General features: G+C 51.2%; 13 protein-coding genes and 5 pseudogenes. 6 read left to right on the top strand and 12 right to left on the bottom strand.

What is annotated here, in order from left to right; all coding sequences use genetic code 11:
• Positions 1-9 precede the first annotated feature (9 nt).
• The gene (locus E6P06_RS00130) at positions 10-879 is read right to left on the bottom strand and encodes a DMT family transporter (protein WP_001567390.1); all 870 of its coding nucleotides are present in this window, start codon (positions 877-879) and stop codon (positions 10-12) included.
• Positions 880-1,119: 240 nt separating this feature from the next.
• On the opposite strand from E6P06_RS00130, the gene E6P06_RS00135 reads away from it, so the two are divergent.
• The 5 genes and pseudogenes from E6P06_RS00135 to E6P06_RS00155 all read left to right on the top strand — a co-directional run bounded on the left by E6P06_RS00135 (position 1,120) and on the right by E6P06_RS00155 (position 6,448).
• Entirely contained in the window at positions 1,120-1,872 is a 753-nt protein-coding gene (locus E6P06_RS00135; protein WP_004729622.1) for a S9 family peptidase, read from the top strand.
• A 26-nt stretch (positions 1,873-1,898) separates the two neighbouring features.
• Positions 1,899-2,212: pseudogene (locus E6P06_RS00140) on the top strand (Tn3 family transposase); the annotation flags it as partial.
• Between the two features lie 99 nt (positions 2,213-2,311).
• Positions 2,312-3,316, top strand: coding sequence for an IS110-like element IS4321 family transposase (locus E6P06_RS00145; RefSeq protein ID WP_135716487.1), 1,005 nt, complete (start codon positions 2,312-2,314; stop codon positions 3,314-3,316).
• A gap of 276 nt (positions 3,317-3,592) precedes the next feature.
• Positions 3,593-5,365, top strand: a pseudogene (locus E6P06_RS00150) (Tn3 family transposase); the annotation flags it as partial.
• Positions 5,366-5,443: 78 nt separating this feature from the next.
• Positions 5,444-6,448, top strand: coding sequence for an IS110-like element IS5075 family transposase (locus tag E6P06_RS00155; RefSeq protein ID WP_094309343.1), 1,005 nt, complete (start codon positions 5,444-5,446; stop codon positions 6,446-6,448).
• 720 nt (positions 6,449-7,168) lie between these two features.
• Here E6P06_RS00155 and msrA read toward each other — a convergent pair.
• The 10 genes and pseudogenes from msrA to E6P06_RS00205 all read right to left on the bottom strand — a co-directional run bounded on the left by msrA (position 7,169) and on the right by E6P06_RS00205 (position 14,078).
• Positions 7,169-7,663 (bottom strand): peptide-methionine (S)-S-oxide reductase MsrA, encoded by a 495-nt coding sequence (msrA, locus tag E6P06_RS00160; protein ID WP_001567377.1) that lies wholly within the window; start codon positions 7,661-7,663, stop codon positions 7,169-7,171.
• Positions 7,653-8,114, bottom strand: coding sequence for a peptide-methionine (R)-S-oxide reductase MsrB (gene msrB, locus E6P06_RS00165; RefSeq protein WP_001567378.1), 462 nt, complete (start codon positions 8,112-8,114; stop codon positions 7,653-7,655). The genes msrA and msrB overlap by 11 nt, the downstream gene beginning before the upstream one ends.
• 23 nt (positions 8,115-8,137) lie before the next feature.
• On the bottom strand, positions 8,138-8,275 hold the full coding sequence (locus E6P06_RS27505) for a hypothetical protein (protein ID WP_021243014.1): 138 nt from the start codon (positions 8,273-8,275) through the stop codon (positions 8,138-8,140).
• Between the two features lie 73 nt (positions 8,276-8,348).
• A complete protein-coding gene (locus E6P06_RS00170; protein ID WP_001567380.1) occupies positions 8,349-8,855 on the bottom strand; it encodes a DUF417 family protein in 507 nt (168 codons plus the stop codon).
• Between the two features lie 30 nt (positions 8,856-8,885).
• Positions 8,886-9,146, bottom strand: a complete 261-nt coding sequence (locus E6P06_RS00175; RefSeq protein ID WP_001567381.1) for a DUF1471 domain-containing protein — start codon at positions 9,144-9,146, stop codon at positions 8,886-8,888.
• Positions 9,147-9,358: 212 nt separating this feature from the next.
• A complete protein-coding gene (locus tag E6P06_RS00180; protein WP_001567382.1) occupies positions 9,359-9,916 on the bottom strand; it encodes a TetR/AcrR family transcriptional regulator in 558 nt (185 codons plus the stop codon).
• A 96-nt stretch (positions 9,917-10,012) separates the two neighbouring features.
• The gene (locus E6P06_RS00185) at positions 10,013-10,279 is read right to left on the bottom strand and encodes a YdgH/BhsA/McbA-like domain containing protein (protein ID WP_001567383.1); all 267 of its coding nucleotides are present in this window, start codon (positions 10,277-10,279) and stop codon (positions 10,013-10,015) included.
• 373 nt (positions 10,280-10,652) lie between these two features.
• Positions 10,653-11,657: an IS110-like element IS4321 family transposase gene (locus E6P06_RS00190; protein WP_000427623.1), complete on the bottom strand. Its 1,005-nt coding sequence runs from the start codon at positions 11,655-11,657 to the stop codon at positions 10,653-10,655.
• Positions 11,658-11,735: 78 nt separating this feature from the next.
• Positions 11,736-13,319: pseudogene (locus E6P06_RS00195) on the bottom strand (Tn3 family transposase); the annotation flags it as partial.
• Between the two features lie 54 nt (positions 13,320-13,373).
• Positions 13,374-14,078, bottom strand: coding sequence for an IS6-like element IS26 family transposase (locus E6P06_RS00205; protein ID WP_001067855.1), 705 nt, complete (start codon positions 14,076-14,078; stop codon positions 13,374-13,376).
• Between the two features lie 58 nt (positions 14,079-14,136).
• On the opposite strand from E6P06_RS00205, the pseudogene E6P06_RS00210 reads away from it, so the two are divergent.
• Positions 14,137-14,712, top strand: a pseudogene (locus tag E6P06_RS00210) (IS110-like element IS5075 family transposase); the annotation flags it as partial.
• A 277-nt stretch (positions 14,713-14,989) separates the two neighbouring features.
• Here the strand turns inward: E6P06_RS00210 and E6P06_RS00215 are convergent.
• Positions 14,990-15,587, bottom strand: a pseudogene (locus E6P06_RS00215) (DUF4158 domain-containing protein); the annotation flags it as partial.
• Positions 15,588-15,710 lie beyond the last annotated feature (123 nt).

Raw genomic sequence — 15,710 nt, forward strand, 5'->3', positions numbered from 1 at the left:
ATTGCGTTATTAAGGTTCTCTCGCCTTTGTCATCGACTGACGGGGGGATTTCTCGCGTGTCACCATCACAATGCCAGTCAGCACCGCCAGGGCAGAAAATATCGTTCTGACCGTCAGTGATTCATCCAGGAATACCACACCCCCTAGCATTGCCAGACAGGGAACGCTGAGCTGAAGGGTACTGGCGGTGATAGAGCCGAGAGAGGGTAAAAGGGTATACCACAATACATATGCACCGGCTGAGGCGGCGGCACCGGACAGCAATGACAAAGCAATGCCCGCAGCATCATAGTGACCCTGCTTCATAAACAGCAACGAAAGAGCGAGAGCCATCGGCGTGGCGAGTACAAAATTTGCCGCCGTTGAAGCCCCGGCCGCCTGGCCCGCCCTCCCCCTGACGGAATAGGCGGCCCAGGCTAATCCGGCAACGATCATCATAAGTGCACTGTAAAGCGGCGGTGCCTTCGCCCCGGGTAACAGCAGGGCAGCAATTCCTGCCAGAGCAATAACTAAACCGCAAGCCCGCATAACGGAGAGTGATTCCCCTTTAAATAATCCGTGGATCACCATCGCAAACTGTACGGCACCAAAAAGTAACAGCGCACCTGCCCCGGTATCGAGATGGATATAGGCGACAGAGAAGAGCACTGCGTACACCATGAGGTAAAATCCGCTCAGCGGACGCCACAGCGATAATGTAGTTTTTGCGTGATAAAACAAGAAAGGTGACAGGACGAGTGCACCACTGGCCAGCCTGAGGCTGCTGAATGAAAGGGGATCAATGTGGCCTCCCTGCAGGGCCAGACGGCACAGAATAGAGTTTGCAGCAAACGCCAGCATTGCCAGGGATATTTTAAGAATGAGCGCGCAATTGGCCATTCAGTGAGACCTCATAAAATTCTTGTAAACTACCATCTAGTTGGTAGCATAGCGTAAGTGATCACCGAACAGGAAGCAATAATCAGCTTTCAAACTGGAAGGTGAGGACAGGCATTCGGAATGAATTCTGTTTCACATCCCCAGTAGAGGAAGGAAAACGCGTAATGCCAGATGCAGAGCAGAAGATTATTTTTCCCTGCGATCAAACATATGAAATCAGTTTAAGACCTGGAATATCTTATGAAAAAACTAAAATTTACGTTCAAAAATGCGGCTGGTGAAGAACTGGCCGGATTGCTTGAACTTCCTGAAAATCCTAAAGCGTTTGCGCTGTTAGCTCATTGTTTTACGTGTGGCAAAGACCTCAAAGGCGCGGCGCGTATTGCGCGGAAACTGACAGAGAATGCTATCGCCGTTCTCCGGTTTGATTTTACTGGTCTGGGAAACAGCGAAGGGGATTTTTCCAACACCAACTTCTCATCCAATATTTCGGACCTGCTTTGCGCGGTAGATTATCTCCGCCGACAGTACGAAGCGCCTTCTTTGCTCATCGGCCATAGCCTGGGGGGATCGGCCATTCTGTCTATTGCCGGCGAAGTTCCTGAGGCAAAGGCCGTTGTCACCATAGGATCACCCGGAGAACTGACACACGTAAAACGTCTTTTTAAGGATGATGTTGAAAACATTAACCAGCATGGAGCCTATCCCGTTGAGCTGGCCGGGCGGGTATTTACCTTAAAGAAACAGATGCTGGACAATATTCAGGAACACAAAATCGCTCATAAGGTGTTCGCCATGAACAAGCCTCTGCTTATTTTTCATGCGACTGAAGATGATACTGTGTTAATTGAGCAGGCCGAAAAAATATTCAAAGCAGCAAAGCATCCCAAGAGTTTCATTTCGTTGGGTAAGGCGGATCACCTTCTGACTCATGCTCAGGATGCTGAATACGTTGCCGATATCATTATATCGTGGAGCGAATGTTACCTATAAACAGAGTAAATGCGTTCAAACTCGTAGCGCAGAGGGCGATTTTCTGCAGAGATCGGACGCTGTTTATGCTGGACTGATTTTGCGATAAAGGCTTAGGCCGATGCATACAGGCGGGGCTGAATAAGGGTGAGGCCCTTGGGCGAGCATCCTTCATGCACCGGCTGAATGAAATCAGGGATCTGGGGGTGGGAGGATCAGCGTTACCACGCCACCGGCGCTGACACTACATACGGCGGCGATAACACTCTGGAATACGGTTTATATAGAAAGAACCATTGAGCCGCTTAAGCAAAAAGGAGTCCCTGTTAATGAACTGCTGGTCTCTCATCCTTCTCCACTGCTGTACAAAATATAGTCTTAGCGTGGGATAATTAATGAGATGGTCACTCCCTCCTTCCCGGTACTATGCTGAGGACAGGCTTTCATTCGGAGAACTATCATGGAAAACATTGCGCTCATTGGTATCGATCTGGGTAAAAACTCTTTCCATATTCATTGCCAGGATCGTCGCGGGAAGGCTGTTTACCGTAAAAAATTTACCCGGCCAAAGTTGATCGAATTTTTGGCGACATGCCCCGCTACAACCATCGCAATGGAAGCCTGTGGCGGTTCTCACTTTATGGCACGCAAGTTGGAAGGGTTGGGGCATTCCCCAAAGCTGATATCACCACAATTTGTCCGCCCGTTCGTTAAAAGCAATAAAAACGACTTTGTCGACGCCGAAGCTATTTGTGAAGCTGCATCGCGTCCGTCTATGCGTTTTGTGCAGCCCAGAACGGAATCTCAGCAGGCAATGCGGGCTCTGCATCGTGTCCGTGAATCCCTGGTTCAGGATAAGGTAAAAACAACCAATCAAATGCATGCTTTTCTGCTGGAATTTGGCATTAGCGTTCCCCGAGGAGCTGCCGTTATTAGCCGACTGAGTACCCTTCTTGAGGATAATAGTTTGCCTCTTTACCTCAGCCAGTTATTGCTGAAATTACAACAGCATTATCACTATCTTGTTGAGCAGATTAAAGATTTGGAATCCCAGTTGAAACGAAAGTTGGACGAAGATGAGGTTGGACAGCGCTTGCTGAGCATTCCCTGCGTCGGAACACTGACAGCGAGTACTATTTCAACTGAGATTGGCGACGGGAAGCAGTACGCCAGCAGCCGTGACTTTGCGGCGGCAACAGGGCTTGTACCTCGGCAGTACAGCACGGGAGGTAGGACGACATTGCTGGGAATTAGTAAGCGAGGTAATAAAAAGATCCGAACTTTGTTGGTTCAGTGTGCCAGGGTATTCATACAAAAACTGGAACACCAGTCTGGCAAATTGGCCGATTGGGTCAGGGATTTACTGTGCCGGAAAAGCAACTTTGTCGTCACTTGTGCTCTGGCAAACAAGCTGGCCAGAATAGCCTGGGCCCTAACGGCACGACAGCAAACTTATGTAGCATAACGGCAGAAATACACCGGTTTAAAGAATTACTGATCTGGTTTTGCGAATACTGATATTGATGATACTAACGGCCCACCGGCCTGTTGAGGAACCTGTAAAACGGAAAGGCTCATTGAAGCCGTATATTTTCTGGAGGTTCATCAGGCGCGGAACTCATCAAGGCGCGGGAATAAAATCCCATTCAGACGCCGGATAGATTCAAGCAAGCCAACTTGTCGTCAAAATCGGTGTTGCAAAAACGGGAGTGACCATAGATTCCGTTTTCCAAGCGGACCCCTTAAGTTACGGGCGGCACCAGCCGCCAAGGGCGTACTCGATGCCATCGAGGTGCTTCGCGGCATGAACAGCGACAACGCCCGCAAGGTGCCCGCCGACGCGCCGACCGCATTCATCAAGCCACGCTGGGCGAAACTGGTGCTCACGGACGATGGCATTGACCGGCGCTACTACGAGCTGTGCGCCCTGTCAGAGCTAAAGAACGCGCTGCGATCAGGCGATGTCTGGGTGCAGGGTTCGCGCCAGTTCAAGGACTTTGATGAGTACCTGGTGCCGGCCGAGAAGTTCGCTACTCTGAAGCTGGCCAACGAATTGTCGCTGGCAGTGGCCACCGATTGCGATCAGTATTTGCACGACCGACTGGCATTGCTGGAACAGCAGCTTGCCACCGTCAACCGCATGGCGGCGGCCAATGATCTGCCGGATGCCATCATTACCGAGTCCGGCCTGAAGATCACGCCGCTGGACGCGGCGGTGCCGGAGACCGCACAAGCCCTAATCGACCAGTCGGCGATGCTGCTGCCACACGTCAAGATTACCGAACTGCTGATGGAAGTTGATGAGTGGACAGGCTTCACCCGGCATTTCACGCATCTGAAGACCGGCGACACGGCCAAGGACAAAACCTTGCTGCTGACGACGATCCTGGCTGATGGCATCAATCTCGGGCTAACCAAGATGGCCGAATCCTGCCCAGGCACGACTTACGCCAAGCTGTCGTGGCTGCAAGCCTGGCACATCCGGGATGAAACGTACTCAACGGCGCTGGCCGAACTGGTCAACGCGCAGTTCCGGCAATCCTTTGCCGGAAACTGGGGCGATGGCACCACGTCATCGTCGGATGGCCAAAATTTCAGAACCGGCAGCAAAGCGGAGAGCACCGGGCATATCAACCCGAAGTATGGAAGCAGTCCAGGCCGGACGTTTTATACCCATATCTCCGACCAGTACGCGCCCTTCAGCACCAAGGTAGTCAACGTCGGCGTGCGTGATTCAACCTATGTGCTCGATGGCCTGCTGTACCACGAGTCGGACTTGCGGATCGAGGAGCACTACACCGACACAGCGGGCTTTACTGATCATGTCTTCGGCCTGATGCACCTACTGGGCTTCCGATTCGCGCCACGTATCCGAGACCTGGGCGACACCAAGCTATTCATCCCAAAGGGCGATGCCGCCTATGACGCGCTCAAGCCGATGATTAGCAGCGACCGGCTGAACATCAAGCAGATACGCGCCCATTGGGATGAAATCTTGCGGTTCGCCACTTCGATCAAACAGGGTACGGTGACGGCCTCGCTGATGTTGCGCAAGCTCGGCAGCTATCCGCGTCAGAACGGACTGGCCGTTGCACTGCGCGAGCTGGGGCGCATTGAGCGCACGCTGTTCATACTGGATTGGCTGCAAAGCGTGGAGCTGCGCCGCCGCGTGCAGGCCGGACTCAACAAAGGCGAGGCGCGCAACGCGCTGGCCAGGGCGGTGTTCTTCAACCGACTGGGCGAAATCCGCGACCGCAGTTTTGAGCAACAACGCTACCGGGCCAGCGGCCTCAATCTGGTAACGGCGGCCATCGTGCTTTGGAACACGGCCTATCTGGAACGGGCAACCAATGCTTTGAACGGGCACGGCAAACCGGTAGACGAGACGCTGTTTCAATACCTGTCACCGCTGGGGTGGGAACACATCAATCTGACCGGCGATTACCTCTGGCGCAGCAGCACCAAGGTCGGCGCAGGCAAGTTCAGACCGTTGCGACCACTGCCACCGGCTTAACGTGCTTTATTTAATGAGATGGTCACTCCCTCCTTCCCAGTACTATGCTGAGGACAGGCTTTCATTCGGAGAACCATCATGGAAAACGTTGCGCTTATTGGTATCGATCTGGGTAAGAACTCTTTCCATATTCATTGTCAGGATCATCGTGGGAAGGCCGTTTACCGTAAAAAATTCACCCGACCAAAGCTAATCGAATTTCTGGCGACATGCCCGGCAACAACCATCGCGATGGAAGCCTGTGGCGGTTCTCACTTTATGGCACGCAAGCTGGCAGAGTTAGGGCATTTTCCAAAGCTGATATCACCGCAATTTGTCCGCCCATTCGTTAAAAGCAACAAAAATGACTTCGTTGATGCTGAAGCTATCTGTGAAGCAGCATCACGTCCATCTATGCGTTTCGTGCAGCCCAGAACCGAATCTCAGCAGGCAATGCGAGCTCTGCATCGTGTCCGTGAATCCCTGGTTCAGGATAAGGTGAAAACAACTAATCAGATGCATGCTTTTCTGCTGGAATTTGGTATCAGCGTTCCGCGAGGTGCTGCCGTTATTAGTCGACTGAGTACCCTTCTTGAGGACAGTAGTTTGCCTCTTTATCTCAGCCAGTTACTGCTGAAATTACAACAGCATTATCACTATCTTGTTGAGCAGATTAAAGATCTGGAATCTCAGTTGAAACGAAAGTTGGACGAAGATGAGGTTGGACAGCGCTTGCTGAGTATTCCCTGCGTTGGAACGCTGACTGCCAGTACTATTTCAACTGAGATTGGCGACGGGAAGCAGTACGCCAGCAGCCGTGACTTTGCGGCGGCAACAGGGCTGGTACCCCGACAGTACAGCACGGGAGGTCGGACGACATTGTTAGGGATTAGCAAGCGGGGCAACAAAAAGATCCGAACTTTGTTGGTTCAGTGTGCCAGGGTATTCATACAAAAACTGGAACACCAGTCTGGCAAGTTGGCCGACTGGGTCAGGGAGTTGTTGTGTCGGAAAAGCAACTTTGTCGTCACCTGTGCTCTGGCAAACAAGCTGGCCAGAATAGCCTGGGCACTGACGGCGCGACAGCAAACTTACGAAGCATAAAGGCAGAAATACACCAGTTTAAACAATCATTCATCTGGTTTTGCGAATACTGATATTGATGATACTAACGGCCCACCGGCCTGTTGAGGAACCTGTAAAACGGAAAGGCTCATTGAAGCCGTATATTTTCTGGAGGTTCATCAGGCGCGGAACTCATCGAGGCGCGGGAATAAAATCCCATTCAGACGCCGGATAGATTCAAGCAAGCCAACTTGTCGTCAAAATCGGTGTTGCAAAAACGGGAGTGACCATAGATTCGTTTTCTGAGACGACCCCTAGCGGTGCGTACAATGAAGCCTTTATGTTAAATAGGGGCTTTTGTTGTCCGGAAAAGGCTGAGCAAAAATACGATAAACAGTGTCATACCGGTAACCAGCATGACATAGCCGGCTGTTGGGTTATAAGTCAGACAGAAGGCTGTGCAGGCACTGGGGGCGTGTATGCGAAAAAGCCCGGCAAAACACAGACTGGCCGAGAGTCCGTAAAATAACGATCCTGCGATAACGGTCAGCATAATTCTAAACATTGTCCCTTTGTCCCTTTGACCCTAATCATCCTCATCTTTTTTCTAATATGCCCCTTAAAATCAGGATGTTGATTGTTTTGTATGCAAGAAATGGACTAAAGAAATTTGTTTGTGATCCCATTCTCGTTTCTGCATATGAACAAAAAAGCCCCGCACATGGGCGGGGCTGAATGCTGCGAGTCTGCGACGGTGACTTATCCCGGAAGCGTCCAGTCAGGTCGTTCAAAATGGCAGGTATAGCCGTTGGGATTATGCTGCAGGTAATCCTGATGCTCTGGCTCTGCAGACCAGAACTCACCGGCCTGCTCTACTTCTGTCACCACGACTCCGGGCCAGACTCCTGAATCATCTATTTCACGGATAAGCTGGTTTGCCTGCTGCTTTTGCTCCTCTGTGGTGAAAAAGATGGCTGAGCGGTAGCTTGAGCCGACGTCATTACCCTGACGAAGTATTGTTGTAGGGTTGTGAATACTAAAGAAATATTCCAGTAGTTTTCGGTAGCTCAGTTTATCCGGGGAATACACCACCTTCACCGCCTCCGCATGTCCTGGGTGGTGCTGGTATGTCGGGTTATCATTACGTCCGCCGGTATAGCCCACTTCGGTGCTGACCACGCCATTGAGTTTGCGGATCAGCTCCTGGACACCCCAGAAACAACCACCGGCAAGGATTGCCACATCAGTTTTCATGCTTATCTCCTTTCTCAAACAGGGGAAGAAATTCACCGTATCCTTCTGTTTCCAGAGCGCCTTTCGGGATAAAACGCAGTGAAGCCGAGTTAATGCAGTAACGTAATCCACCGGTATCCTGTGGCCCGTCAGGGAAGACGTGTCCCAGATGGCTGTCACCGTGATGGGAACGCACTTCAGTACGCACCATGCCGTGACTGAGGTCGCTCAGGTTGCGGACGTTGTTTTCCACTGGTTTGCTGAATGCCGGCCAGCCACAGCCCGAATCAAATTTGTCCTTCGACGAGAACAGTGGCTCACCGGAGACGATATCCACGTACAGTCCGTCCTCAAAGTGGTCGTCATATTCTCCGGTAAACGGGCGCTCAGTGGCGCTTTTCTGGGTGACGCTGAACTGCAGTTCCGTCAGTGCCTGAATGGTCTGTGGGTCTTTTTTATACGGTTTGTTCATATCGCTCTCCTGACAAATCTCACTCACCGGGACGGGTCCTGCTCATGAATAAGATCCAGATAGTGTTTTTCAAAGTCCGGGTTGGCGGGGAGCGACTTATTTTCCAGGTAGCGCTCTAAAAAGTAGCGGGGAGTGATCCCCGCCCGAAAGGCGGCTTCCATGCCTCTCACCATGAACCCGGGAGTGGTGTCATATTTGCTGGCCAGAAATATCAGGCTGCTGCGTAATTCAGGGTCACCCCATGGCTGACAATGCGTCAGACGAGCGGGGTTTGTGCACGGCGCTGAGTTGCTTCGCCCTCCGGTTAATCAGTGTCCGTCGCAGGTCATGACGCAACAGCACCAGTCCAGCCCCAATCAGAAGAACATCCTTGATAATGAAGCTGTCAATGCGACCCAGCTGCGGCAGAAGGCTCAGGGTGACGATGCCGGTGCCTGCCACCATCAGGGCGCCTGCTGCACCCACTGCCGGCCGGAAAAATCCGGCAATCAGGGCCAGAAGGGTGATATTTTCCACCACGCCGAGTGCGTAGCTGAGCCCCTGAACGCCGAGAGCCGGATACAGCGCACCGAGCCAGGTGCCTGGCAGCAGGTGGTGAAGGGCATTGGCCTCGAAGGCAAACCATTTGTAGGTGCCAAACAGGGCGAAGATGAAAATCACTGACAGCCGCAGAACCATAATGTCCAGGCCTGACGTTTTACGAAGTAACCGGCGCAGTTGTGTCTCGACGTTATTTTTCATGGTGTGTGTCCTTTTATTTTCGTTTTGTGTTTATGCAAACAGCGTGGCGCGGGCATGAACGAAACGGGCCTGCTCAAGCTCAGAAATCAGATAAGCGGCAGCGCCATGTTCAAGGGCTTCGCGGATAACCTCCCGCTCCAGCTCATCCACGGAAGACACCCAGCCAACAGAGAGTGTACGGACCGGTACCAGAGCTGCTTTTTCTTCCTCAGTAAGATCGGATTTGATGATGACCGGTCCATGGGCTTTACGGGTGAAGACAGCGATAACGTCGTTGATAAGTGCTTTCATGATGATGCCCCCTGCATGTCTGTTTTATTGTGTTGTCGTGTTGTTAATATTTATTCTACCTACCAGTAGATAGATTGGCAAGGGGTAACTGGAAATTAAACGCAAGGAAAGTCTTAATGTCTTCTGAGGCCCCCGGAATACAGGCGTTGTCAGCGGTGATTTTTTTGAGTGCTGGCTGCCCCGGTTAAACCGGGGCAGCCACAGGCGTGGCTTTACGGGCGGGAGAGTAGCTGAATAAGCGCGCTCATGGTGCGGGAACAGGCATCATGAGGAGGGATCCGATTGAGCATCAGGGCCCCTTTAATGGCGCTGCCGATGATAATGGCCACGTCAGCCGGCTCAGCAGTAAAAGCCAGTTCACCGCTTTCACGACCCGAAACCAGCACACTGGTCAGGATGCGCAGGTCGGTTTGTGCCAGTCGTGAGGTGGCTTTCTGAAGAGGTTCTTCAAACAGGGCGCTGTCGGACAGCATGGCGTGAATGCCACACATCTGGCCGCTGTCGGCGCATTTGAGAAATGCGTCCATATAACCCTGCAGACGGGCTTTACCCGGTGGCAGCTGTAACAGGGCAGCTTCCAGTTTCAGCAGGCTGGCCTCCTTGTATTCACAATAGGCAAGCCCGAGGTCGGTTTTGGTCTGAAAATGGTAATGGATACTGGCCTTCCGTATTCCCAGACCGTCAGCGAGATCAGCATAGCTGAAGCCCTGGTAGCCGTTCTGCTGGATAAGGGTATCAGTCAGTTCAATCAGACTGTCATGGGTGGACATAATGTTCTCCTGGCACCTGCGGGTGCCTGTTATTCAGACACAACTGCGCCCGGAAACCAGAAGGGTTCCGGGCGCAGTTGCGAGGGTAACGGGTATTCAACGATACAGGACAGCGGTACCGGAAAGTTTATTCATACCGGTGGCACTGGTGATGCGGTAGTGTGTGGCCCCGGCATCAGCGGCTTTCATATCCAGTGAGGCCACCAGGTCATCCAGGGTGGTGAAGCCACCGGAAGAGACCACCCCAATTTTTTGCAGCGATGCTGCTTCGCTGCGGGAAACCATTTGCGGGCTGGCGGCATAGCTCAGTGCGCTGGCGGACAGGGCGATGATGGCAAGGGTGGTTTTGATGATGTTTTTCATGATGACGCTCCTGATGTTCTGTTGTGTGTTTTTGTTTGTGTGTCGTGTTGTTAAAATCAAATATACCAACCAGTAGATAGGTTGGCAAGTGTTAATTGGGGTCCGCTTGGAAAACGAATCTATGGTCACTCCCGTTTTTGCAACACCGATTTTGACGACAAGTTGGCTTGCTTGAATCTATCCGGCGTCTGAATGGGATTTTATTCCCGCGCCTTGATGAGTTCCGCGCCTGATGAACCTCCAGAAAATATACGGCTTCAATGAGCCTTTCCGTTTTACAGGTTCCTCAACAGGCCGGTGGGCCGTTAGTATCATCAATATCAGTATTCGCAAAACCAGATCAGTAATTCTTTAAACCGGTGTATTTCTGCCGTTATGCTACATAAGTTTGCTGTCGTGCCGTTAGGGCCCAGGCTATTCTGGCCAGCTTGTTTGCCAGAGCACAAGTGACGACAAAGTTGCTTTTCCGGCACAGTAAATCCCTGACCCAATCGGCCAATTTGCCAGACTGGTGTTCCAGTTTTTGTATGAATACCCTGGCACATTGAACCAACAAAGTTCGGATCTTTTTATTACCTCGCTTACTAATTCCCAGCAATGTCGTCCTACCTCCCGTGCTGTACTGCCGAGGTACAAGCCCTGTTGCCGCCGCAAAGTCACGGCTGCTGGCGTACTGCTTCCCGTCGCCAATCTCAGTTGAAATAGTACTCGCTGTCAGTGTTCCGACGCAGGGAATGCTCAGCAAGCGCTGTCCAACCTCATCTTCGTCCAACTTTCGTTTCAACTGGGATTCCAAATCTTTAATCTGCTCAACAAGATAGTGATAATGCTGTTGTAATTTCAGCAATAACTGGCTGAGGTAAAGAGGCAAACTATTATCCTCAAGAATGGTACTCAGTCGGCTAATAACGGCAGCTCCTCGGGGAACGCTAATGCCAAATTCCAGCAGAAAAGCATGCATTTGATTGGTTGTTTTTACCTTATCCTGAACCAGGGATTCACGGACACGATGCAGAGCCCGCATTGCCTGCTGAGATTCCGTTCTGGGCTGCACAAAACGCATAGACGGACGCGATGCAGCTTCACAAATAGCTTCGGCGTCGACAAAGTCGTTTTTATTGCTTTTAACGAACGGGCGGACAAATTGTGGTGATATCAGCTTTGGGGAATGCCCCAACTCTTCCAACTTGCGTGCCATAAAGTGAGAACCGCCACAGGCTTCCATTGCGATGGTTGTAGCGGGGCATGTCGCCAAAAATTCGATCAACTTTGGCCGGGTAAATTTTTTACGGTAAACAGCCTTCCCGCGACGATCCTGGCAATGAATATGGAAAGAGTTTTTACCCAGATCGATACCAATGAGCGCAATGTTTTCCATGATAGTTCTCCGAATGAAAGCCTGTCCTCAGCATAGTACCGGGAAGGAGGGAGTGACCATCTCATTAATTATCCCACGCTAAGACTGTTTTTTGTACAAAGCGGTATCGACTGTACGTAATGAGCGGTATTTTCCGGATCCCAGCTTAAGATTATTACGCCAGACGTAATCTCCACTCAGATTGATATGTTCCCAGCCCAGGGGAGAAAGATGAGAGACCAGTTGCTCATTTATCGGGATACCCTTTCGTTTTAGTGACTCAATAGCTCTTTCTATATATACCGTGTTCCACAACGTGATCGCTGCTGTCAGTAATGTCAGCCCGCTGGCGCGATAACTCTGATTCTCCAGCCCACGATCCCTTATTTCACCCAGACGGTGCAAAAAGACCGCTCGCGCAAGGGCATTACGGGCCTCACCCTTATTCAGCCCCGCCTGCACGCGTCGGCGCAGACCGGGATCACGGAACCAGTCCAGCATAAATAGTGTCCGTTCGATGCGGCCAATCTCTCTCAGCGCTTTGGCAAGTCCATTCTGTTTTGGGTAACTGGCTAACTTTTTCATCATCAGTGATGCGGTGACTGTCCCCTGCTTAATCGAGGTTGCCAGGCGCAATACCTCATCCCAGTGCGACTCAATGTCTTTGATATTTAGGCAGGTTGTTGATATGACAGACTGAAGCCCCGGATAGCGCTCGGCCTTTCCATGAATAAACAGCCGCTTGTCATGAAGATCACGGATCCTTGGCGCAAAAGCGAATCCCAGCAGGTGCATCAGGGCGAAAACATGTTCAGTGAAGCCTGCGGTATCGGTGTAATGCTCGGTAATTTCCAGATCGCTTTCATGGTACAGCAGGCCATCAAGCACGTGGGTTGAGTCGCGCACCCGGCTGATCACTTTGGCGTAGAACGGGCTGTATTGGTCTGAGATATGCGTATAAATCTGCACGCCCGGCTCCTGACCATATTTAAGATTGACCTGACCGGCATAACGTCCGTGACTGCCTACCCGAAAGTTCTGCCCGTCTGACGACGATGTTGTCCCGTCGCCCCAGAATGCGGCCAGAGGCCGCTCTTTCTGTGCGTTGACCAGCTCGGCCAGTGCCGCTGAATAAGTTTCATCCCTGATGTACCATGCCTGAATACCTTCGAGTGACGATCTTGTGGCCCCAGGGCAGGATTCCGCCATTTTTGTCAGCCCAAGGTTGATGCCGTCAGCCAGAATGGTGGTCAGCAACAGTCTTCCGTCTTTTGGTCTGACGTTATTATTTTTGAGGTGCGCGAAGTGACGCGTAAATCCCGTCCAGCTATCAACTTCTTCCAGTATCTCCGTAATTTTCGGATGGGGAAGCATGCCATAGACCAAATCTGCAAAGGGCGAAACACCTGAAGGAACGCTGTTCTCCAGTGGAGTGATTTTTACGCCTTTATCTGAGATATCTACATCGGGCAAATCACCGGCAAGCGCCATCGCGTTAACTTCTTCCAGCCGAGATGCAAGAAGAGTCATACGGGCCTGAAGGTATGCCTGGCTATCGGTCTGAACGGCCAACTGTAACTGGTCATTATGTCGGGATTTCTCAAACTCAGCAGTCGGGATGAGATAATCATCAAAATTTTTGTAGCGGCGCGATCCTTTTACCCAGATATCACCGGAACGTAATGGGCACTGTTGCAAAGTTAGCGATGAGGCAGCCTTTTGTCTTATTCAAAGGCCTTACATTTCAAAAACTCTGCTTACCAGGCGCATTTCGCCCAGGGGATCACCATAATAAAATGCTGAGGCCTGGCCTTTGCGTAGTGCACGCATCACCTCAATACCTTTGATGGTGGCGTAAGCCGTCTTCATGGATTTAAATCCCAGCGTGGCGCCGATTATCCGTTTCAGTTTGCCATGATCGCATTCAATCACGTTGTTCCGGTACTTAATCTGTCGGTGTTCAACGTCAGACGGGCACCGGCCTTCGCGTTTGAGCAGAGCAAGCGCGCGACCATAGGCGGGCGCTTTATCCGTGTTGATGAATCGCGGGATCTGCCACTTCTTCACGTTGTTGAGGATTTTACCCAGAAACCGGTATGCAGCTTTGCTGTTACGACGGGAGGAGAGATAAAAATCGACAGTGCGGCCCCGGCTGTCGACGGCCCGGTACAGATACGCCCAGCGGCCATTGACCTTCACGTAGGTTTCATCCATGTGCCACGGGCAAAGATCGGAAGGGTTACGCCAGTACCAGCGCAGCCGTTTTTCCATTTCAGGCGCATAACGCTGAACCCAGCGGTAAATCGTGGAGTGATCGACATTCACTCCGCGTTCAGCCAGCATCTCCTGCAGCTCACGGTAACTGATGCCGTATTTGCAGTACCAGCGTACGGCCCACAGAATGATGTCACGCTGAAAATGCCGGCCTTTGAATGGGTTCATGTGCAGCTCCATCAGCAAAAGGGGATGATAAATTTATCACCACCGACTATTTGCAACAGTGCCGGAATTTGGTATCAGCGTTCCGCGAGGTGCTGCCGTTATTAGTCGACTGAGTACCCTTCTTGAGGACAGTAGTTTGCCTCTTTATCTCAGCCAGTTACTGCTGAAATTACAACAGCATTATCACTATCTTGTTGAGCAGATTAAAGATCTGGAATCTCAGTTGAAACGAAAGTTGGACGAAGATGAGGTTGGACAGCGCTTGCTGAGTATTCCCTGCGTTGGAACGCTGACTGCCAGTACTATTTCAACTGAGATTGGCGACGGGAAGCAGTACGCCAGCAGCCGTGACTTTGCGGCGGCAACAGGGCTGGTACCCCGACAGTACAGCACGGGAGGTCGGACGACATTGTTAGGGATTAGCAAGCGGGGCAACAAAAAGATCCGAACTTTGTTGGTTCAGTGTGCCAGGGTATTCATACAAAAACTGGAACACCAGTCTGGCAAGTTGGCCGACTGGGTCAGGGAGTTGTTGTGTCGGAAAAGCAACTTTGTCGTCACCTGTGCTCTGGCAAACAAGCTGGCCAGAATAGCCTGGGCACTGACGGCGCGACAGCAAACTTACGAAGCATAAAGGCAGAAATACACCAGTTTAAACAATCATTCATCTGGTTTTGCGAATACTGATATTGATGATACTAACGGCCCACCGGCCTGTTGAGGAACCTGTAAAACGGAAAGGCTCATTGAAGCCGTATATTTTCTGGAGGTTCATCAGGCGCGGAACTCATCGAGGCGCGGGAATAAAATCCCATTCAGACGCCGGATAGATTCAAGCAAGCCAACTTGTCGTCAAAATCGGTGTTGCAAAAACGGGAGTGACCATAGATTCCGTTTTCTGAGACGACCCCTGATATGAGCAGGCTGTCGAGTGCTGATTTATGCTGCTTTTCCAGTTGCGCGGTAAGTGTCGAAAATACCGATCTGTTAGCGAGCGTGACGACTTCGGCAAGCGTCCGTTCGATCACTTCAACAGAAGGGAAAATAACATTATTGTTATGTAGCCAGCTGAGCATTTCTTCCGCCAGCATAAATCCTTTGTCAGTTCGCATGGCATAGGGGTGCAGATGACGGATACAGTCTTTTTTGCATTGACCGGCTGAACGGGGATAGCTCCAGGTAGCGATAAAGTTCGGTCAGATGTTCCCAGCGGGTTTGCTCTCTGGATGCATATTCCGGCCATAAATCAGGCTGAAGTTTCAGTCGGGAAGCAACCCTGGATACAACGCCATTGTGAGGAGCACTGCTTTTGTCCGGAATAAATCCAGGTCCACGCAGATAACAGAGTAATACAGCAAAGCCCAGGCGATTCGCTGGCCTTCGGTGCTTATTAATGAGCGCAATATCCGGTTCGTTCAGAAAACACATTCGGGTCAGAATAATTTCATCATCTGGTATAACCAGTAAGCGTTCCTGCTCTTCGCTGCTCAGTATCTGTCGCCGTGGCATAAATGCCTCCCTCGCGTATAGTTTTCATCTGTTATTTGTTCGCTGTGACCGAAACCGGTCGGTTTCGTACACCACTTACAGCACATGTCCGAAACTTAGTGAAATTAATTTCGGACACACGTT

It is taken from the genome of Citrobacter sp. CF971 (genome assembly GCF_006385635.1).
Taxonomy (GTDB): domain Bacteria; phylum Pseudomonadota; class Gammaproteobacteria; order Enterobacterales; family Enterobacteriaceae; genus Citrobacter; species Citrobacter freundii.